The following is a 20344-nucleotide window of genomic DNA, read 5'->3' as shown; positions in this document are numbered from 1 at the left end:
TCAAGTCAACTAGTGCGCTCTAAACGAAATAGAGCCTATAATAGCGAGTTTTGTTTGTGTAGTAAGTGTATAGGAATCTTGTTAGCAAGATGAAAAAAAGGCTTTTTAGAACAGTAGGGGCAGTTTTTGCTATTGCATTTCCGAAACAAGGCCGAATATATTTGGGTGTCCCTTTCGGCCAGGTATGCATTGCTGCTCTGTAGTAGTACTCTGGTTCCAATATTCCACTCCCTTTTTCTAGTGCATTCGATCTAATCTCGTAGTGCTTCCACTACTGAGTTTCGTCAACAGCTTGCTGGTCTTGGTAACCAAACACTCATTAGTAATGGAGGCAAGCGTATAGGCAGGTGTCTGTACTTGGCGCCCCGATCTACTACCCCTACTGAAGTAGAGCCAAGAAAGGGATAGGTACGGCCCTAGCTTTCTTGTATGCAGTGCCAGCTAGCAAGCTGAGCAACCATCCTCTTCGCTACTCTACATGTCGCCATTTTCCCAACTAGCGGCTATTCATTATCACTCATTCCCACCATTCCCACATTCATGAACCAATACCTCTACACTCAGACCCTGTTGCGGCGGGCCTTGTGGCTGGCTGCTTGCGGTGGTCCCGTGCTGGCTGCGCCGCTTGCGGCAAATGCCTCCACTACCCCAGATGAAGGCGTTACGCGTCGTGCTGCAGTGGCCGACGTGACTATTTCGGGTCGCGTAACGCAGGAAAATGGTGACCCACTACCGGGTGTCACAATTATTGTGAAGGGTACTACCCTTGGTACTTCTTCTAACTCCGACGGTGGCTTTACTCTTACTGCGCCTGAAGGCTCAACGCTGATCTTTAGCTACGTAGCTTTGCCCGCAAAGAAGTGCCCATTACGGGTGCTACTTCCAACTTAAGCGTGAGCCTGATTGAGGACACGCGGGCCTTGAGCGAAGTAGTAGTAGTAGGCTACGGTACCCAGGAGAGAGGTAGCGTAACGGGTGCCGTATCCTCGGTATCGGCGCGGGAAATTGCCTCGCAACCCGTGGCAGATGCTACTCAGGCTCTGCAAGGGCGCGCCGCCGGTGTTACGGTAACCTCCAATGGAGGTGCCCCGGGTGGTGCCGCGGGCACATCTATTCGGGTACGGGGTATTACGTCGGCGGGCAACAACAACCCCCTCTACGTGGTGGACGGTTTCCCCCTGCCCGATGGTGGTGAAAACCAGCTGAACGCCATCAGCCCCAATGATATCGAAACTATCGATATTCTGAAGGATGCTTCGGCGACGGCTATTTACGGGGTGCGTGCTGCGAACGGGGTAGTAATTATCACTACCAAGCGCGGCAAGGCCGGTACCTCTACCATCAACCTGGACGTGTACCGGGGGGTGCAGCAGGTATGGCGCAAGCTTGACCTGCTTAATTCCCGGGAGTACGCTGTCATTAACAACGAGAACCGTATAGCTAATGGCGAGCCAATCGTAGTAGACCGTTTGCGCGATCCGCAAGCCCTGGGTGAAGGCACCGACTGGCAGGATGAAGTATTCCGCCGGGCTGCCATCCAGAACTACTCCCTCTCGGCTACGGGTGGTAGCGAAAAGGCACGCTTTGCCGTGTCGGGCAGCTACTTCCAGCAGGACGGTACCATTGTGGGGTCCAACTTTGAGCGCTTTACCATCCGGGCCAACGGCGACGTGCAGGTAAACAAGATTCTGAAGCTAGGTAACAGCATCTCGCTCACGCACCTCAGCGACCGGCAGATTACGTCCAACAGCGGTGAGTACGGTACGGTGCAGCAAACACTGCGTATCCCGGCCATTATTCCGGTGTACCGCCCCGATGGCTACTACTACGAGCCCCGTGGTCTGCAAGACAACTTCGTGGAGGAGAACCCTATTGCTGCTGCCACGCTAAACAACCAACGGTTTACGCGTAACCGTGCCCTGACTACCCTGTTTGCTGAGTTGGAGCCCGTAAAAGGCCTGCGCTTCCGTACGAACGTGGGTGCTGACTTCATCTTTGATAACTACAATGCGTTCCGACCTACGGTGCCCGAACTGCGCGTAGGCAGTGACGTGTACTCAACGCGCTACAACCTGGCAGGCTCTTCGGCTACGTCGTCGTACGCGCCGAGCTACCTCATCGAAAACACCATTACCTACGACCACCTGTTTGCCGACAAGCACCAGTTTACCTTGCTGGTAGGCCAATCGGCTCAGGAGTTCAACTACAGCAACGTGGAGGCTTACCGGACGGGCTACCTGCGCAACGACTTGCAGGTAATCAACTCGGGCCCCATTAACACCCAACTGGCCAACGCCGGTACTATCAACCCACCGTCGCGCCTGGCCAGCTATTTTGGTCGTGTCAATTACGAGTTTGCGGGTAAGTACCTATTCCAGGCGACGGCTCGCTACGACGGCTCCGGCAACTTCCCGCCCGGCGACAAGTTTGGCTTCTTCCCCGGCGTATCGGCAGGCTGGCGCATCTCGGAGGAGGACTTCTTGAAGGGCAACAGCGTCCTGAGCAACCTCAAACTGCGCGTGGGCTACGGCAAAGTGGGCAACCCCAACAACGCTGGCCGCTTCGCTTACCTGTTTGCCGTTAACTCGGGTATTCAGTATCCCTTCGGTCCCACGGGTGCCCTGCAGATTGGGGCGGCGCCTACGCGCCAGTCGAACCCTGAGCTTCGCTGGGAAACAAACAACCAGACCAACATTGGTATTGACTTAGGCTTCCTGGAAAACCGCTTCGAGGCCACCATTGACCTCTACAACCGGAACTCCCCGAACCTGATTGCTCCCGTGCCGGTATCGTTGGTGTCGGGTACGTACCAGGATGTGAACCGGAACGCTGCCTCAGCCTACAACCGCGGTATCGACTTCTCCTTCACGTCGCACAACGTGCAGGGCACGGGCCGCGCCTTAAACTGGACGACCACCCTGAATATGTCGGTCTTCAAGACGGAGTTGGAGTCACTGGGGGTAGGGCAGCCTTACAACGGCCTGGGCGCTCTGAGCGGCACCATTGTCCGCTACGACGTAGGTCAGCCCTTCGGCTCCTTCTACGGGTACGTGGCCGATGGCCTGTTCCAAACTCAGGAAGATATTGACAACCACGCTACGCAGAGTGGTGCTGCCCCTGGCGACATTCGCTTCAAGGACCTGAACAACGACGGCGCTATCAATGCCTTGGACCGCAAGTTTATCGGCAACCCTAACCCCGACTTTACCTACGGTCTGAACAACACCCTGACCTGGGGTGGCTTTGATCTGAACGTGTTTGTGCAGGGCTCGCAGGGCAATGACATCTACAACCAGAACCGCTACATTCTGGAAAGCCCGCTCTACGGCAACAGCAGTGGTAGTACCCGCGTGCTGGGCCGCTGGACTGGCCCCGGTACTAGCAACGACGTGCCCCGCGCCATTGCAGGCGACCCCAACCAGAACCTGCGGGTGAGCTCCTATTTCCTAGAAGACGGCTCCTACCTGCGCGTTAAAACCCTCACCCTAGGCTATGCCCTTCCCGCGGGCCTAACCGAGCGCATTGCTGCTAAGCAACTGCGCGTGTACGTGAGTGCCCAAAACCTATTGACGCTAACCAAATACACCGGCTACGACCCCGAAGTGGGCTCCCGCGGTGTGGACCTGGGGATATATCCTCAGCCACGAGTATTCCTGGCTGGCCTCAACATCGGTTTCTAATCCCCTAACTACTTCCCACAATGCTACCCACTAAAAAATACAAATACGTCTGCGGAGCTTGGCTACTGACTTTGGGCCTGCTTTCCAGCTGCGGCGAAGAATTCCTGGCCGAATCTCCCACTGACCAGGTAACGGATGCAAACTTCTACAAAACGGCTACTGATGCCATTCAGGCAACCAATGCCGTGTATGGCGAGCTAATTACGGCGGGCCAGTACAACGCCGCGCTATGGGGCGTAGGCGACATTTTCTCGGATCTTTCCAACACCGGCGGCGGCGGCGGCGGCGATGGTATTGAGTACCAGCAGCTTGATAACTTCAACATCCCTACCACCAATCCCGTAGTAAACCGCCTGTGGGGTAGCTGCTACGTGGGCATTGGCCGCGCCAACATTGTGTTGCAGAAGGTGCCCGCCATGAGCATTGACCCCGCCCTGCAAAAGCGCTGCCTCGGCGAAGCTCAGTTCTTGCGCGCCAAGTACTACTTTGACCTGGTGCGCGCCTACGGTGATGTGCCCCTACTGACTACTCCACCTGCAACGCTAGCGGAAGTAAACGTGCCGCGCACGCCCGCCGCCCAGGTATACGCCCAAATTGAAAAGGACCTGACCGATGCCATCGGCAACCTGCCTCCGTCCTACAGCGGCGACGACATTGGGCGGGCCACGAAATGGGCTGCTACCGGCCTGCTGGCCAAGGTGTACCTCACCGAGAACAAAATGACGGAAGCGGGCCAGCGCGCCCGAGAAGTAATTTCGGGTAGCGGCAAAGCCCTGTGGGACAACTATGCCGACAACTTCAAGGTAGCCAACGAGAACGGCAAGGAGTCGTTGTTTGAAGCCCAGTTCATTTCGGGACGTAACCAGTACACCCAGGATGGTCCCGGCTTTAGTGGCAACGAGTTCTTTGGCCCTCGCGGCCAGGGTATTGTGCCCCAGGGCGGCTATGGCTTCAACATTCCCGAGCCTGACTTTGTGGCGGGCTACGAAGCCGGCGACTTGCGCCGCGACGCCACCATCTGGAAACCCGGCGACGTTTATCCTGACGGCCGCACCCAGCCCGCTTCGCTGCCTGGCTCACCGAACGGCTACGGCGTAAAGAAGTGGTTTGTAGGCAAAGCGAACACCAACATCTGGGATTCTGAGCTGAATATTCCGGTGCTGCGCCTAGCCGAGATGTACCTGATTCAGGCTGAAGCAGAAGGCCCCACGGCTACCGGCCTGGAAGCCATTAACAAGGTGCGACGCCGCGCCTTTGGCCTGCCCATCAATACGGCTAGCGCCAAGGACATTGCTGCCGGTATTAGTGCGGCTGCTTTCAAAACGGCCGTTATCCGGGAGCGGAAGTATGAGTTGGCATTTGAGATGGACCGCTGGTTTGATATGAAGCGTACAGGCACGCTGCTGACTTCGCCTCAGCTGATTGCCAAGGGTATCAAGCCCTTCAACGTAGTGCTGCCCATTCCGCAGACGGAGCGCGATTTGAACCCCAACTTGGCGCAAAACCCCGGCTACTAATTGTTTGCCCGCCCGAAGATGCACTCCGGGCGGGCCTACTAGCCTCCCATCTCCTTATTGCCCCCTGAATTCCCATGAAAAATTCTATACTACGCCTAGCTGTATTAGGCTTATTATCAGCCCCGCTGCTGTTCTCTTCCTGTAAGATAGAAGACGACTACGAGCTGGAAGGCTCCGTGCCCCAGTCTAGCTTCACCTTTCAGGCCAATACCACGGAGTTTCCCACGGTAGTTACCTTCACCAGCACCAGCCAAGACGGGTTCCTGTACCAGTGGAACTTTGGCGACAACTCTCGTGCCTCCGGCAATACCGTGCAGCACACCTACACCCGGCCCGGCTCTTACCAAGTAGAGTTGATCACGGCCGGTAAAGGCGGTACTAGCTTCTCAGCTAAGCAAACGGTAGTAGTAGCCGATGCCTGCAACAATGCTGCCTTCAGCAAATTGGTAGATTGCGCCGGCAGCGGCACGCGCGTGTGGTCCTTCCTGGATGCGCCCGGCTCTATCGTGCGCGAGTCGGCTACTGGGGCCGTACTTTCTAGCTCTACTACCTTGCCTGCTTGCCAACTCGACGACCAGTTTTCGTTTAGCAACGGCTTCACGCTCAACTACGAAAGTGGAGGCCAAACCTACCAGAATGGCGCCTGTGGTACCTCGCGCGTGAACTCCGGCGACTTTATCTTCCGGCCCAACGGTAGCGGCAATCCGCAAATTGTGTTGAAAGGGAAGGGCGCTTTCATTGGCCTGCCCGATTCCGTATCAAACAAGACCTACGACATCCTGGAAGCTACCGACACGCGTCTGCGGTTGCGTGGCACTAACCCCGACGGCACCCGTACGGTAATAACGCTTGCTCCCTTCGATGCTACGGCGCCTATCAAGCTGCTACTAACCGGTGGCTCCTCCAAAACCTGGATGTTGGACAACACCGCCGATGCTCCCATTACGGTAGGTACTGAGGCTTCGCCTTCTACCTATTTCGCAGGGGTAAAGCCTGGCGAACTACCCGGCTGCCAGTCCGATGATGAGTTCACGTTCAGCATGGCCAACCTGTTTACTTATGATGCTAAGGCGGAAACGTTCTTTGCTGATAAGACTAACTATACCTGCCAAGCGCCTTTGTCGGGCACTTCGCCCTTCGTGTTTGGTCCGGCTGCGGGGGCTGGCTTAGCACAGTTTACTCTCACGCGCGCTGGTGCCTTCATTGGCGCCGTAGATGCATCCGTGACGGAACGGGTTTACCGCATTCTTTCCATCGACGAGAAGAAAATGACTATCCGGGCGGGTAGCGGCCAAGCCGGTGGAACGGTATTCACCATTAAGATGGTTGCCAAATAGGTGAGCATACGCTCACTTTCTCGCTCTTATTTTTGCTTCATGACTATTCAATCCTCCTTCGGGTGGCGGAAACTTCGGTTTGGGGTCGGCTTTATGCTGACCCTGAGCTTGATGTCCTGCACTGAAAAGAAAACCAAGGACGTTCCGGCTCCCGCGCCACCAACTCCCACTACGCCAGCGGTAAACGAAGAAGCGCGCGACTACAATCAGTACACGGAACTCAAGTGGAGCGACGAGTTTGACACCGGCAGCCTCGACCAAAGCAAGTGGGTGTATGAGCAAGGTGGCGGTGGCTGGGGCAACAATGAGTTGCAGAACTATACCAACTCCACCGATAACACTTTTTTGAGCGGCGGCAACCTCGTTATCCAAGCCCGTCAGCAGCAGTCGGGGAACAATGCCTACACCTCAGCGCGCCTCATTACCAAAGGCAAGCAGAGCTTCCAGTTTGGCCGCATTGATGTGCGCGCCAAAGTGCCCAAAGGCAAAGGGGTATGGCCCGCCATCTGGATGCTGGGCGACAACATCGACCAGAATAACTGGCCCCTGTGTGGTGAAATTGATATTCTGGAGCTGCGCGGCAGCCGGCCCATGGAACTGCTCTCCACCATGCACTTTGGCAACAGCGTAGCCGACCACCGCTTCAAGGGCACTACCCAAACGCTGGCCATCGACCTCTCCGAGGACTTTCATACCTACAGCGTAGTGCGAAGCAAGGACCTGCTGCGGTTCTATTTAGATGGGGCCGCTACCCCGTACTACACCTTCACTAGCTCCGATGCTAGTCCTTTTCCGTTCAACAACCCGTTCTTCCTAATTCTGAACGTGGCCGTGGGCGGCAACTTTGACGGTAACCCCGACGGAACGGCGGTGTTTCCGAAGCAAATGCAAGTAGACTACGTGCGCTACTACCAGTATAAATAAGCGACTCGCGGCGGGTGCTTGCGCATTTCGGTGGGACTTTTGGGGATTAGCCCTACCGGACCGGGCGGCAACTGCACCTGGTTGACAACAACCGGGTGCAGTTGCCTTCGAAGGGCACTACTGCGGATGCCCAGCCAAGCAACTTATTCGGGTAGCTATTTCTGGGCCGGCACTACACTAGTCCGGTTCATTGGAGGGTCGGTTTGCCTGTTAGGGGGGCAGGCCGGCCCTTTGCGCGTTCACGGGGCTTGGGCCCGATTTGGTATGCAAAATGCCGCAAGGTCCCGGCGAAAACGCTAATTTCAGGCCCTAAATCTCATTTGTTCGCATGATACAACACGCAGTACGCCATGTGGGCGTAGCAGCAGGGCTTTTGCTGTGCTCGGCCACTCTCACGCTGGCGCAGGGCAATGCTACCCAGTGGACCAAGGACGGCAACGGCTACGTGCGCGTCCAGCAAGACGAAATCGTTCAGCTCGATGCGCGCGACGCTAGTAAGTCGCTCACCCTCATCAGCAAGCAGCAGCTCACACCCCAGGGACAGAGCGCCCCGCTGAAAGTGCGCCGCTTCATCTTCTCCGACGATGGCCGTCAGGTGCTGCTCAATACCAACACCAAGAAAGTGTGGCGCTACGACACCCGCGGCGACTACTGGGTATACAACCTGGCCAGCAAGCAGCTCACCCAGCTAGGTAAGGGCCGCCCAGAGTCGTCGCTGATGTTTGCCAAATTCTCGCCCGATGGTAGCAAGGTGGCCTACGTGAGTGAGCATAACCTTTACGTAGAAAACCTAGCCGATAACCGCATCACCGCCCTCACTACCGACGGCACAGACCGCCTCATCAACGGCACCTTCGACTGGGTGTATGAGGAAGAGCTGGACTGCCGCGACGGGTTTCGCTGGGCCCCCGATGGGCAGAGCATTGCCTATTGGCAGCTAGACGCTACCAAGACGCGCAACTACCTCATGATGAACACCACGGATGCTCTGTATCCATTCACCATTCCGGTAGAGTACCCCGTAGTGGGCGAGGACCCCAGCCGCTGCCGCGTGGGCGTGGTACCCGTAGCGGGCGGGGAAACCCGCTGGATGAACGTGCCCGGCGACGCCGTGCAGCACTACATTCCGCGCATGGAGTGGGCCGGCAACGGCGAACTGATTCTGCAGCAACTCAACCGCCGCCAGAACGAGAGCAAGCTTATGCTCTGTACTACCGCTACCGGTGCCGTAAAGCCTATCTATACCGACACCGACAAGGCCTGGGTGGATGCCAAGGCGGAAGCCGTGGGCTGGAACTGGATAGAGGGGGGAAAGAGCTTTGTGTGGAGCAGCGAGAAAGACGCTGGCGCCACCTCTATACCATTGACCGCAAAGGCAAGGAGAAGCTTCTTACCAAGGGCAACTTCGACGTTATCAGTCTGGAGTCTATTAACGAGAAGGAGGGAACCATCTACTTCATGGCTTCCCCCACCAATGCTACTCAAACTTACCTGTACAAAGTGGCTCTGAAAGGCGGCTCGGCCCAGCGCGTGACGCCCCAAAACCTGCCGGGCTCGCACAGCTATGAGATTTCGCCCAACGGCAAGCTGGCCCTCCACACGTACTCCAGCAGCACGGTGTACCCCGTGTCGGACGTGGTGGCCCTGCCGAATCATCAGCGCCTGAGCGGGGGCGAAACGCCCGCGCAGGCCAAGAACCTGAAGCTACCCACGCCTGAGTTCTTCCAGGTGAAAACCGTAGATGGTGTGACCTTAGACGGCTGGATGGTGAAGCCTGCCAACTTCGACCCCAACAAGAAATACCCCATCGTATTCTACGTGTACGGGGAGCCCGCCAGCCAAACCGTCACGGACCGCTTCGGCACCGGCTCCAACCGCCTCTACCAGGGTAGCATGGCCGAAGATGGCTACATCTACGCCTCCCTGGAAAACCGCGGTGCCCCGGCTCCGCGCGGGCGCGAGTTCCGCAAGGCCATCTACCACAACATTGGCAGCCTCAACATCCGTGACCAAGCCATGGGTGCTAAAGAAGTGCTGAAAAACAGCTTCGTAGACACCAGCCGCGTGGCCGTGTGGGGCTGGAGCGGTGGTGGCTCCTCTACGCTCAACCTGCTGTTTCAGTACCCGCAGATCTACAAAACCGGTATCTCAATTGCGGCCGTTGATAACCAGCTCAACTACGACAACATCTACCAGGAGCGCTACATGGGCTTGGTGCCCGAGGATAAGCACTATTTCGTAGACAACTCACCCTTGGCGCACGCCAAAAATCTGCGAGGCAACCTGCTGCTCATTCATGGTACCGGCGACGACAACGTGCACTACAACAATGCCGAACAGATGATTAACGAGCTGGTACGCAATAATAAAGTGTTCCAGCTGATGTCCTACCCCAACCGCTCGCACAGCATTTCCGAAGGCGAGGGTACCAGCCGCCACCTGGCTGCTACCTTCACCAAATTTCTGAAGGAAAACTGCCCGCCCGGCGGCCGGTAGGGCCTACGGACTAGTTGACAATGAAGGTGCCATAACCGCTTGACAACTGACAACCACAAAACACGAGGCCCTGGGAGCGACAACGTTGTTGCTCCCGGGGCCTCGTGTTTTACACCTAGGACTGTGGCTAGAACTGTAGATGCTGGTTGAAGAACGGCAGTAGTTTCTGGTAAATCCGGCCGTCGCGGCCCATGATGCGGCTGCCGTGGTTGCCCTCGTAGCTCTCGGCCGAATGTGGAATGCCGTAGGCGGAAAGCTGCACATCGAGCATGCGGCAGGCCGCTGGGATATGGCGGAACTGGTCCTGTTCGCCCCAGTCGAAGGCCAAGCCGCGCAGTAGGCGCAGGCTGGCTAAGTGCGTGGGCAACAGGGCCAGGGGCGAGGCTGCACCCCATTGCGCCAGCACAGCGTCGCGGCGAGCCAGGCTATCGGGACCAAAAAAGCGAGGCAGGGCCGCGCCGAAAGCACCCTTGCCTGGGGCAGGTGAAAAAGCGCGGGCTGTAGCCACGATGCGGATAGCGTTGAAATCGTTTTTGAGGGCGGCACGGGAGGTAGCGCGGCTTGCCAGGTCGCTGGTTCGGGCGGCCATCCATTCGGGATGAGGCGCTACAAATCCGGGACTTAGAGCGTAGGCAGCGGCATAGGCGCCCGGTACTCCATCGCCAACCGCAAGGTGCCATTGCCGCCCATGGAGTGGCCGGCTAGCCCACGGCTGCTGGGCCGGGCCAGGGTACGGAAGTTCTTATCCACAAAGCTCACCAACTCTTTGGCGGTGAAGTCGGCCCAGGGGCCATTGGTAGCGGAGTTGGTGTAGAAGCTGCCCTGGAACAAAGTTTGCTCGTTGGGTGCCACCACAATTAGGGGGCGGATTTGGCCCTCGGCAATAGCTTGGTCCAAGAGGGTGCCGAGGCCGTCGGCGTGGAACAGCAGACTGTCGCTCCAGCTGAAGCCATGGAGGTAGTACAGCACTGGGTAGCGCTGGCCGGGGTTGGCATCGTAGCCGGCCGGCAGGTACACGCTCACCCGGCGCCGTGGGTTTTCGCCGCCGAGGTTGTCGCGCAGCAGTTTCGAGTCAAGGTACGTGACTACCACGCGCCCGCTGGCAGGTGCCTGGGCCGTGGCCGGCAGGCGCCACAGCAGCGCTAGTACGAGCAGTAGAGAAGCTAGAATACGCATCGAGAAGCAAGGTTGTGTGTTCGGCCGGGCCGCCAAAAACAACGTCATGCTACGCTTGTTGAAGTACGCTTCGTTCTCGGAAAAAATGAGAGAGGGAAGCGTATTTCAACAGGTGCAGCATGACGGTTATTTAATCGTTGGCTAACGAAGGAAACGGCTTAGTTTACTACCATTGTCATGATAGAGTGGGGGCGGCTCGTGGTTTGGGCGGCTTGGCCTTTCATCCAGAGTTGAAAGGGCTGCTCTTTATCGGTTTGGTTCATGACTACCACGGCTACTTTGCCGTCCGTGTTGAGGAAGGCGGTGGTTTGCAGTACGTCGCGGCTGGAGGCCGTGGCAATGCGCTTGGCGCCGGGGCGCACAAACTTCGAGAAGTGGCCGATATAGTAATAGATGTTGGTGTAGATGAGCTTGCCACTGCGGGTATCACCAATGACGGGGGCGTAGCAGAAGTTGCCGACGTGGTTGGGGCCGCCGGTTTCGTCCAGCAGAATGTTCCAATCCGTCCAGGCCACGGTGCCCGCATTAAAGTCACTGATGAGGGAGTTTCCGTACCGCTCGCCCAGCTTCCAATCGCCTATGTTATCAAACTTGAAGTTCTCCACGCAGCCTTCCGTGAACACCAGGTTTTTGCCGGGGTAGGTTTCGTGCACGCGGCGCAGGTTGTCGAACTGCATGCCGCTGCCAGTCCAGGTTTCGTACCAGTGGTAGCCTAGGCCCCAAAAGTACTGGCTAGCCTCGGGGTCATCGAAGAGAGTGGCGGCGCGCTGAAACATCAGGTCGCGGTTGTGGTCCCAGCCAATCAGCTTTTTGTCGCTGAGGCCCCCTTTTTTGAGGGTGGGCCCGAGGTAGCCCTTCACAAAGTCGCGTTCCTCTTCGGCAGTGAAAATGCAGGACTCCCACTTTTGCTTGGCCATAGGCTCGTTCTGCACCGTGAGGCCCCAGATGGGGATGCCGGCCTTCTCGTAGGCATTGATAAATTTCACGTAGTAGTTGGCCCAGCTCTGGCGGAACTCGGGCAGCAGCTTGCCGCCCTGCAGCATGTTTTTGGTGTCCTTCATCCAGGCCGGGGGGCTCCAGGGGCTCACGTACATCGTCAGCTTGCCGCCGGCCGCCGCCGTCGCCTGCTTGATGAAGGGCATTTTATACTTCTCGTCGTGCTTAATGCTGAAGGTTTTGAGTTCCTTGTCGCCATCCGCTACGTAGGTGTAAGTGTCGGTAGAGAAGTCGCAGCTGTTGATGTTGGTGCGTCCCAGGGTGTAGCCAATACCGGCGGTAGGACTAAAGTAAGCCTGCATAAACTCCTGCTGCTGGGCCTTGGGCAGCTTGGCAAAGGTTTCGGCCGAGGCATCGGTGAGGGCGCCGCCAATACCCACAATGGTTTGGAAGGTGTGCGTGGGGTCTACAAACACCGTAGGCTGGGTTTCTAAAGGCTGGCCCACTTCTTTGAAACTCAGCTTGTCGGTGGCGGCAAGGCGTAGCTGGGAGTTGTCGGCGGTGGTGTACACCTGTACTTGCTTGCCCGTGGCCGAGTACGCTTTGGCGGCCGTAGTGGCTTTCTGGGCGGAAACCGGGGCGCTAACACAAGAAGCCACCAGCGCGGCAATAAAGGTTTTTTGCATGCTATTCAGTTGTTGAGTATTCAGAAGGGGGATGCAGGAAGCCAGTAGCCCCGCTGTAGGCGCAAGGGCAGGGGCTAGCTGGTAGGGCTGTAGGTGCAGCGCAGTAGGAGGTACAAAGTGGTTGAGCCTATGCCTACTTCCTACCACAAGCAAGGCCAAGGAGAGGCAGAGTAGCTACCACACGTAGGTGCCCGTGGAGCCCCCGGCCAGCGTGGTAGTTACAGCTTTGCCGCGGTATCCAATGTCGAACGTTTGGGAGGCCGCGCCAGTATTGAGCACGATGAGCACTTTTTTGCCGTCAGGGTTCTTAAAGGCTACGTTTTGCAAGCTGCCAGGCACGTTGGTGGCAATGCGCACCGAGCCGGGCCGCACAAACTTGGCCGCGTGGGCTACCGTGTAGTAGCTACGTTGCGCGTCACCGTATTGCCATTGATAGTCACGGCGCCCAGGCAGGTAGAGCATCCACCGGGCGTGTGAGGCCCAAAATTCTGGTCGGAGGCTAGGTTCCACTCCAGTACATTTTTGCTCCAGTTGCGCGTCGCGCCAATGATGAGGTTGTTCACGTGCCAGCCAAAGTCGCCAGCGAAATTGTTGCTGCGGCCATCTACCCACTGCTCCGTGAAGTACACGTTCTTACTCGGGAAGGCATTGCGCACCTGGCTCATGGTAGAGATGGTGCCGTCGTAGAGGTGGAAAGCCGAACCATCCACGTACTGGCTAGCCTCGGGGTCGCGCAGGATCGTAAGCGGGTATTCGGGATGGTCGAGGTTATGGTCGTAGAGGATGATTTTGGTGGCTAGCCCGGCGGTGCGGAAAGCAGGCCCCACAAAGTCGCGGATGAAGGTCGCCTGTTCGGCAGCCGTCATTACCATGCTGGGCTCGTTACCACCGTGCAGAGGCTCATTTTGCAGGGTCACCGCATCCAATCGGATGCCCTCGGCTTGCATGGCCTGCAGGTATTTCACGAAATATTGGGCGTACACTGGGTAATATTCCGCCTTCAGAGAGCCCCCAATGTAGCTGTTGTTGGTTTTCATCCAGGTAGGCGCCGTCCAGGGGGAGCCCAGGATTTTGATGTTGGGATTGATAGCCAAGATTTCCTTGAGCACCGGAATCAGGTTGACGCGGTCCGGGGCAATGCTAAACTGCGCCAGGGTCGGGTCGGGCTGCGCGGCATCGTCGTAGGTAAACACCCTGGCGTCCAAGTCGGAGGCGCCGATGCTGACGCGTAGGTAGCTGGTGCCAATATTGCTTCCGTCGGTAGCGAATAACTCTTTGAGCAAGGCTGCCCGCGTCGGCGCACTCATCTGATTGAGCAGCTGGGCGCTACCACCCGTGAGGGTGTAGCCAAAGCCATCAATAGTCTGGTAGGTTTGGGTAGTGTCTACGGCAATAGTTGGGTTCTGACCCGCCGCGGAGCCAAAATTGAGGGCCTGCGGAGACTTGAAGAAGCGCGTCGATGCGTCGGAGGGAGCCGTGAGCCACAGCGCCATTTGGGAGACCGCAGTAGGCCCTGGGGTTGGGGGTAAGGGAGGGGTAGGAGTGGGGTCGGAGCCACCGTCGCTGCCCCCGCACCCTACCAGTAGGCTGCTGCCCAGCAGCGTGCTCAGGATTGCACGGGAAAGATTACCAGAGAATTTCATAGTATGGGGAAGGATAAAGCAGCGGAACGAGAAGGGGAGAAGCTGGGGGAGCTAGCGCGGCCAGATATCGGAGCGGAAGGGCGAAGCAGGAAGGCCCTCTTGGTTGTAGAGGGTAGCGGGGCGGTTGTTGCCCCAGGCGTAGCGCACGGCCACCGGGTTTGGTACCCCATCGGCCTGCAGAACAATGGTAGTGCCGCTTACCTCCGCCCGAGCCCACACAAAGTGCCGGTCGGGGCCGGCCACGGCAAAGGGGGGCGTAGCGCCCGGTTTCAGCACCAGCCCGCGGCCTGTATTGCCGAAGGTGAGGGTAAGGCGGTTGCCGGTAGTAGTAAGCTTCTCGAAAGTAGGCCCCGAGGCTACGACGGCAGTTTCGCCATAAGCCACCCGGCGGGCAACCAGGGCTAGGCGGTGCCCCACATCCAGCTTATTACGCGGGTGGATGTCGTCGGCATTGCCCAGGTCGAGGGCTACGGCCATGCCGGTTTTCGGAACGGAGAGGCTAGTGAAGCGTTGCGCCTCACGCAGCTCCGCCCAGGCGGTAGTAGCCGGCTGAGCCTCGTCGTACATGTAGCCCGCCAGTTGCACAAACAGGAACGGCAGGGGGCCCTGCTGCCAACGTGCGCGCCAGTCCTGTATTAGGGCGGGAAACAAGGTGCGGTACTGCGTAGCACGGTCGGCGTTGCTTTCCCCCTGGTACCAAAGCACGCCTTTCAAGGCAAAAGGAATGAGGGGCGCAATCATGCCATTGAACAATGCTGTAGGCGTGTTCTGCACCCCGCCAGGATATGGAGCCCGCGGCCGGGCGGCCGGGTCGAAAGCCGGCCGGTAGTACCACGCTCCCGCCAGCGGCACCGCTTGGCCCGCCACCATAGCCGACATATCTGCTGCCTTGCCCCAGATGCCGCCACCACCGCCGTTGTCCGTCACGCGCACTGCCACTACGTTGCGGCCGGCCTGCACCAGGCTGGCGGGCACGGTATAGCGGCGCAGCTTGTCGTAGCCCCGGGTACCTCCCACGACTACGCCGTTGAAGAACGTACTGTCCTGGTCGTCTACCTGCCCGAGGCTAAGCGTGAGGGGCTGGTTGGCGGCCGTAGGAGGAAGCATAATCTCGCGCCGGAGCCACACGATACCGTCAAAGTCACGCAGCTCGGGCGTTTGGCCTTCCCACAAGCCGGGCAGCTGCATAGTGCTCCAAGTAGCCGTGGAGGTGGCCGCGTCGGCCCAGGTAGGTTGGCCCGGCAGCAAGCCATGGTCTTGGCCAGCGGGGCTCTGCTGCCACTCCCGCAGGCGGGTGACATAGGCCGCTTCCTGGTCGGCAAATGAGCTGGTTTGGGCGCTGAGCAATGCTAGAGGAGCCCGAAAGTCGGGTAGCTGGCGCAGGGCTTCGGCGCTGGTCCAGGCTTCGGCCACGGTGCCGCCCCATTCCGCCGCAATCAGCCCTACCGGCACCTTGTATTGCTGCTGCACATCGCGCCCGAAGAAGTAGGCCACGGCGGAAAAGCCTGCTGCCGACTGGGGCGTACACACTTGCCACTCGCCCCCGGCTAGCTCTGCCTGGGGAAGGTGTTCAGCCCGGTTGGGCACTGCAAATAAACGGAGGGTAGGGTAGCTAGCGGCGGCCGTTTCTTCGGGGCCGCGGGCGGCATCGCGCAAGGGCCACTCCATGTTCGACTGGCCTGAGGCTAGCCACACGTCGCCCACTAGCACATCGGTTAGCCGAATCGTATTGGTGCCCTGCACTTCCAGCACAAAAGGGCCGCCGGCCTGCTGCGCCGGTAAGGAGAGCGTCCAGCGCCCGTCGGCACCCGCTTTCGTCTGAACTTTGCTCCCCCGGAACGTTATGCGCACCGCCTCGCCAGGAGCCGCCCAGCCCCACAGCGGTAGCTTCACGTTGCGCTGCAATACCATGTGCGAGCTTACCAGCCGCGGCAACCGCACCGTAGCGCGGGCCGGCGCCGCTAGCAGCGCTAAGGCTACAAACGCGGGAAGGGGTAGGGAAGAGAAGTTCATGTTAGTAGCAGGCAATACTGTGGGAGGGAGGCTGTCGCAGGGAAGTAATGTGGAAATTCAGCGGCGCGGGATTAGCTAGGAAATAGTGCGGGGTTTGGGAAGAGTAAGTAGAGGTAGGACAATAGGCAAAGCGAAAAACCGGCTCCGGAATTTCCGGAGCCGGCAGGTTCAACATTACTGAGCAATTACTACGCGGCGTACCAACATGCCCTCAGCGGTATCCACTTGCAGCAGATACACACCGGCCCGCAGCCCGGTTACGGGTAGGGTAAGGCGGTTTTCACCCAACGTCACCGCCCGGTTGGGCTGGTTGCTTACCACGCGGCCAGCCAAGTCCACCAGGCGCAGGTTGAGCTGCTGCCCAGCCGTGGCTGTGTACTGAACGTTCAGGTTAGTAGCTGCCACGGTAGGGTACACTTGCAGGCGCCCATCGGCCACCGAGCCGGCAGCGGCCAGCGCAACCCGAGCCGCCCCCTGGTCGGAGAACCACCAGCGCTGATTGTCGCCGCCCCCGTAGGTCCATTGGTGTACGGCCGCGCCGTCGGCGGTAGAGTTGTTCTGCACATCAAGGGCCTTGCCACTGTACTTGTTGATGATGCGGTACGTACCATCCCCATTGCCAATGATCTGCCAGTATTGGCTATCCTGGCTCAACCAATCCCACTGGTGGGCCAGGGCGCCGTCGGCGGTGCTGGGGCCGGCAATATCCAGGCTCTTGTTGCTGTTCAGGTTTACAATGCGCACGTAGCCCCCGCCAGCGTCGACCAGCTTCCACTTCTGGCTGGCCGCGCCTACCCAACCCCACTGCTGCACCCGGCCGCCGTTCACCTGGGAGTTGTTCGACACTTCCAGCGCCTTGCCCCCGTTTTTGGAACTGATTTCGTAAATGCGCCCAATGGCGGGCCCGCTCGGCGTAGCGGCAGTGCCATTGTAGTTGCCGCCGCCGGGGTAGTTGACGATGCCGTTCTGGTTGGGCGACACGGCCGCCACGGTGGTGTTGGGCACGCAGTTGGCAAACTGAATGTTAGTCAGCACCTGGTTCAGGCCAGCAGGGCCATCTACCACGTAGGGCGGGTTGATGTGCATAAAGGCCGGGTTGCTGCGGTCCTCGAAGCGCTTGTAGGTCCAGTGGCACCAGCCAATGCCCACGGAGTTGAGGTTTTTAGCCGCGTCGCGCATCCAGGTGTCGGAGTTTTCGCCAGTTTCTCCAATCCAGATGGGCACGTTATGGGTAGTGCGGAAGTTGCGCAGGTTGCCAATAAAGCGCAGGTCGTTGGGGCCGCCGCCGGTGGAGTTCACCCCATTGTCCATCTCGTAGCCCGTGCCGCTGTAGCGGTGCGAGTTGTACACCAAGTTGGTGCGGTTGGAGAAGGTAAACGGCTCCATATAGTTGTAGTCGTTGCCCCAGCCGTTGCCTTCCACCAAAATCAGGTGGTTGTCGCCCTGATTCCGGATGGTCGTAATCAGGCGCTGAAATACGTCGTGAATCTTCTGGTTGCTGGGGTAGTTATTCGGCTCGTTAATCAAGTCGTACATGGCTACCCGGGCGTCGTTCTTGTACCGGTTCGAGATAAACGACCACAGCCGGTTAAGCACGTCCTGGTTGATCTGGCGGTTCCAGAGGTCATTGGCCACAATCTGGTCGGCAATGTTGGCGTCAGTGCCTTGGGAGCCGGGCACGGCGTGCATGTCCAGCACCACGTACATATTGTTGGCCTGGGCCCACGCCAGGGTGTTGTCAATCATGCGCAGCGCCGCCATGTTGTTGGGGTCGGTGAAAAGCTGATTGGCATTGTACCAACTGGTGAGCTGGCTCACGTAGGAGTCGTAGGAAACGGTGCCGCGCATCACGCTGTTGCGCACGGCCCGCTGCGCGGGCGTCAGAAACAGCTCGTAGTGCAGGGGCAGGCGCACGCAGTTAAAGCCCTTGGAGGCAATGTAGTCGATGTCGGGCTTGGTGATAAAGTTGTCCCGGTAGTTCTGATAGAAGGTTTCAACGGCCGCGTCGCTCATGCCCGCGTTGTAGAGCGTCTTTTTCACCTTGCCCTGGGTTTGCTTGCCGTCGAGGCCGGGCCAGCCTACTTTCATCATGTAGCCTTCCTGCACGGCCCAGTTGCCCAGGTTCATGCCATTCAGGATAACCTCCTGGTTGCTGGCGTTTACAATGCGAGTGCCGTCGGCGCGCAAAAAGCTTTGGGCGGCGCCCGATTCGGCCAGGCCTAAGCCAACTGCTAGCAGGGGCAGGAAACGCAGCCAGTGCCGTCTTCTGGCGGGGGTGGGCGATAAGGTAGTGGTGTTCATGGTGGTGGGGTTTTGGTTGTGATAAAAAACAAGCACTAACAGGCCTTGGGAGCCGGAAAGTCAGTAAGAAGCGGAGTAGGTGGCTCCGCGTAGGGCGCGGCTCCTTGCTCTTGCTAGTAGCGGAGAGAAAGGAGGTATTCAGGTTAGAGAAACCCGCCGCCTACTAGGTCAGGAGTAGGCGGCGGATAGCAACGTGCTACCACACGTAGGTGCCGGCAGCACCAGGGTTGAGCGTGGTGCTGAGCGTTTTGCCTTGGTAGCGCAGGTTGAAGGTTTGGGGGGCTTTGGCGTTGTTTTGCACCACCACTACCTTCTGCCCGCTAGGCGTCTTAAAGGCCACGTTGGGCAGATCCTTGGAGGTGGTAGAGGCAATGCGCACCGAGCCGGGCCGCACAAACTTGGCCGCATGGGCAATGATGTAGTAGGCGTCTTCCCGGGTTACCTGGTTGCCGTCTATAGTAATAGCGCCGCGGCACTCAGTGCAGCCGCCCGGCGTGTGCGGGTTTTGCTGGGGGTCGGCGGCCAGGTTCCACTCCAGCACGGTGCGGGCCCAGTTGCGGGTAGCCCCGATCAGCAGGGTGCGGACGTGCCAGGGGAAGTTCTCCTCAAACTTGCTTTTCGAGCCTACCCACTGCTCCGTGAAGTACACGTTCTTGTCGGGGTGAGCATCATGCACCTTGCTCAGGGCGTCAATAGGTCCAGCGTACAGGTGGAAAGCCGAGCCATCCACGTACTGCTTGGCTTCGGGGTCGTTGAGGATGGTGAGGGGGTAGTCCGGGCGGTCGGCGTTGTGGTCGTACACGATAATCTTCGTGTCCAGCTTTGCCGCTTTAAAGGTGGGCCCCAAGTTTTTCTTCACAAACTCGGCCTGCTGCTCCGGCAGCATAAGCAGGCTCGGGTTGTTGCCAGGGTGGAGGGGCTCGTTCTGCACTGTAATGGCGTCAATGCGGATGCCCGCCGCCTTCATGCCCTCAATGTACTTCACAAAGTAGCGCGCGTAGGCATCGTAAAACTCTGGCTTTAGCGAGCCGCCTTTGGAGTTCCCGTTGGTTTTCATCCAAGTAGGCGGCGACCAGGGGGAGCCCAGGATTTTGATATTGGGATTGATGGCCAAGATTTCCTTAAGCACCGGGATTAAGTGCGCCTGATCGGGCGCCAGGCTGAACTTGGCTAGCGTCGGGTCGGTCTGCCCGGCAGGTAAGTCATCGTAGCTGAACACCGTAGCATCCAAGTCAGAAGCGCCAATGCTTAGGCGCAGGTAGCTCACGCCAATGTTGTTGCCATCGGTAGCAAATAGCTCCTTCAGAATAGCTTGGCGAGCCTCCGGTGCCATGGCGTGCAGCAGCTCCGCACTACCGCCAGTCAGGCAGTACCCGAAGCCATCGATGGTCTGGAAGCTTGCTTTTCATCTATTTCAATAACAGCTGCGCCCGCCGCCGGAGCCGCCGTAGTCCAGGCCAGCGCTGTTTGGGCTTGGAATAGCACCGACTTGTCGGGGTTGGTAAGCCAGAAAGCAGCCGTGCCCTTCGCCGGGGCGGAGGCAGAGCCAGCTTGGGGAAGCCGCTGGCAGCCAGCGCTTACCCCCAGAGCCAGGAGCAATGCGAAGGCGCAAGTAGTAGTAGGATAGGACATGAG

13 protein-coding genes and 2 pseudogenes are annotated in these 20344 nt (G+C 58.6%); 7 read left to right on the top strand and 8 right to left on the bottom strand.

Features of this window, described 5'->3' with window-relative positions; all coding sequences use genetic code 11:
* Positions 1 to 540: 540 nt before the first annotated feature.
* The 7 genes and pseudogenes from VI25_RS02560 to VI25_RS28765 all read left to right on the top strand — a co-directional run bounded on the left by VI25_RS02560 (position 541) and on the right by VI25_RS28765 (position 9954).
* Positions 541 to 891 (top strand): carboxypeptidase-like regulatory domain-containing protein, encoded by a 351-nt coding sequence (locus VI25_RS02560; RefSeq protein ID WP_052695568.1) that lies wholly within the window; start codon positions 541 to 543, stop codon positions 889 to 891.
* Complete coding sequence (locus VI25_RS02555; RefSeq protein ID WP_055562233.1) at positions 861 to 3680, top strand: SusC/RagA family TonB-linked outer membrane protein; 2820 nt, start codon at positions 861 to 863, stop codon at positions 3678 to 3680. The genes VI25_RS02560 and VI25_RS02555 overlap by 31 nt, the downstream gene beginning before the upstream one ends.
* A 20-nt stretch (positions 3681 to 3700) precedes the next feature.
* Positions 3701 to 5197, top strand: coding sequence for a RagB/SusD family nutrient uptake outer membrane protein (locus VI25_RS02550; protein ID WP_045687450.1), 1497 nt, complete (start codon positions 3701 to 3703; stop codon positions 5195 to 5197).
* 74 nt (positions 5198 to 5271) lie between these two features.
* A complete protein-coding gene (locus tag VI25_RS02545) occupies positions 5272 to 6534 on the top strand; it encodes a PKD domain-containing protein (protein ID WP_045687451.1) in 1263 nt (420 codons plus the stop codon).
* A 39-nt stretch (positions 6535 to 6573) separates the two neighbouring features.
* Positions 6574 to 7458, top strand: a complete 885-nt coding sequence (locus VI25_RS02540; protein WP_052694998.1) for a family 16 glycosylhydrolase — start codon at positions 6574 to 6576, stop codon at positions 7456 to 7458.
* A 328-nt stretch (positions 7459 to 7786) separates the two neighbouring features.
* Positions 7787 to 9018, top strand: a pseudogene (locus tag VI25_RS28220) (DPP IV N-terminal domain-containing protein); the annotation flags it as partial.
* Positions 9019 to 9222: 204 nt separating this feature from the next.
* On the top strand, positions 9223 to 9954 hold the full coding sequence (locus tag VI25_RS28765) for an alpha/beta hydrolase family protein (protein WP_410503420.1): 732 nt from the start codon (positions 9223 to 9225) through the stop codon (positions 9952 to 9954).
* Positions 9955 to 10081: 127 nt separating this feature from the next.
* On the opposite strand, the gene VI25_RS23845 is transcribed toward VI25_RS28765, so the two are convergent.
* The 8 genes and pseudogenes from VI25_RS23845 to VI25_RS02495 form a co-directional block, all read right to left on the bottom strand.
* Positions 10082 to 10543 (bottom strand): hypothetical protein, encoded by a 462-nt coding sequence (locus tag VI25_RS23845; RefSeq protein WP_052694999.1) that lies wholly within the window; start codon positions 10541 to 10543, stop codon positions 10082 to 10084.
* Between the two features lie 32 nt (positions 10544 to 10575).
* The gene (locus tag VI25_RS23840) at positions 10576 to 11130 is read right to left on the bottom strand and encodes an alpha/beta hydrolase (protein WP_052695000.1); all 555 of its coding nucleotides are present in this window, start codon (positions 11128 to 11130) and stop codon (positions 10576 to 10578) included.
* 158 nt (positions 11131 to 11288) lie between these two features.
* Complete coding sequence (locus tag VI25_RS02520) at positions 11289 to 12752, bottom strand: glycoside hydrolase family 30 protein (protein WP_045687457.1); 1464 nt, start codon at positions 12750 to 12752, stop codon at positions 11289 to 11291.
* Positions 12753 to 12926: 174 nt separating this feature from the next.
* Positions 12927 to 13214 (bottom strand): glycoside hydrolase family 30 beta sandwich domain-containing protein, encoded by a 288-nt coding sequence (locus VI25_RS28210; RefSeq protein ID WP_316934239.1) that lies wholly within the window; start codon positions 13212 to 13214, stop codon positions 12927 to 12929.
* Positions 13142 to 14395, bottom strand: coding sequence for a glycoside hydrolase family 30 protein (locus VI25_RS02510; RefSeq protein ID WP_052695002.1), 1254 nt, complete (start codon positions 14393 to 14395; stop codon positions 13142 to 13144). Before VI25_RS02510 ends, VI25_RS28210 begins: the two co-directional genes overlap by 73 nt.
* A gap of 51 nt (positions 14396 to 14446) precedes the next feature.
* Complete coding sequence (locus VI25_RS02505; RefSeq protein WP_045687452.1) at positions 14447 to 16408, bottom strand: sialate O-acetylesterase; 1962 nt, start codon at positions 16406 to 16408, stop codon at positions 14447 to 14449.
* 174 nt (positions 16409 to 16582) lie between these two features.
* Entirely contained in the window at positions 16583 to 18709 is a 2127-nt protein-coding gene (locus VI25_RS02500; RefSeq protein WP_089332623.1) for an RICIN domain-containing protein, read from the bottom strand.
* 196 nt (positions 18710 to 18905) lie between these two features.
* Positions 18906 to 20341, bottom strand: a pseudogene (locus VI25_RS02495) (glycoside hydrolase family 30 protein).
* Positions 20342 to 20344: the final 3 nt, after the last annotated feature.

The sequence above is a fragment of the Hymenobacter sp. AT01-02 genome, assembly GCF_000961955.2.
In the GTDB taxonomy this organism is placed as follows: Bacteria; Bacteroidota; Bacteroidia; order Cytophagales; family Hymenobacteraceae; genus Hymenobacter; species Hymenobacter mucosus.
This window is presented reverse-complemented; position numbering and strand designations above follow the sequence as displayed.

What these genes read in the sequence shown, in the direction of transcription:
- VI25_RS02560 (WP_052695568.1), top strand. Translation starts at nt 541, where the DNA reads ATGAACCAATACCTCTACACTCAGACCCTGTTGCGGCGGGCCTTGTGG.
- VI25_RS02550 (WP_045687450.1), top strand. Translation starts at nt 3,701, where the DNA reads ATGCTACCCACTAAAAAATACAAATACGTCTGCGGAGCTTGGCTACTG.
- VI25_RS02545 (WP_045687451.1), top strand. Translation starts at nt 5,272, where the DNA reads ATGAAAAATTCTATACTACGCCTAGCTGTATTAGGCTTATTATCAGCC.
- VI25_RS02540 (WP_052694998.1), top strand. Translation starts at nt 6,574, where the DNA reads ATGACTATTCAATCCTCCTTCGGGTGGCGGAAACTTCGGTTTGGGGTC.
- VI25_RS28765 (WP_410503420.1), top strand. Translation starts at nt 9,223, where the DNA reads ATGGTGAAGCCTGCCAACTTCGACCCCAACAAGAAATACCCCATCGTA.
- VI25_RS23845 (WP_052694999.1), bottom strand. Translation starts at nt 10,543, where the DNA reads ATGGCCGCCCGAACCAGCGACCTGGCAAGCCGCGCTACCTCCCGTGCC.
- VI25_RS23840 (WP_052695000.1), bottom strand. Translation starts at nt 11,130, where the DNA reads ATGCGTATTCTAGCTTCTCTACTGCTCGTACTAGCGCTGCTGTGGCGC.
- VI25_RS02520 (WP_045687457.1), bottom strand. Translation starts at nt 12,752, where the DNA reads ATGCAAAAAACCTTTATTGCCGCGCTGGTGGCTTCTTGTGTTAGCGCC.
- VI25_RS28210 (WP_316934239.1), bottom strand. Translation starts at nt 13,214, where the DNA reads ATGCTCTACCTGCCTGGGCGCCGTGACTATCAATGGCAATACGGTGAC.
- VI25_RS02510 (WP_052695002.1), bottom strand. Translation starts at nt 14,395, where the DNA reads ATGAAATTCTCTGGTAATCTTTCCCGTGCAATCCTGAGCACGCTGCTG.
- VI25_RS02505 (WP_045687452.1), bottom strand. Translation starts at nt 16,408, where the DNA reads ATGAACTTCTCTTCCCTACCCCTTCCCGCGTTTGTAGCCTTAGCGCTG.
- VI25_RS02500 (WP_089332623.1), bottom strand. Translation starts at nt 18,709, where the DNA reads ATGAACACCACTACCTTATCGCCCACCCCCGCCAGAAGACGGCACTGG.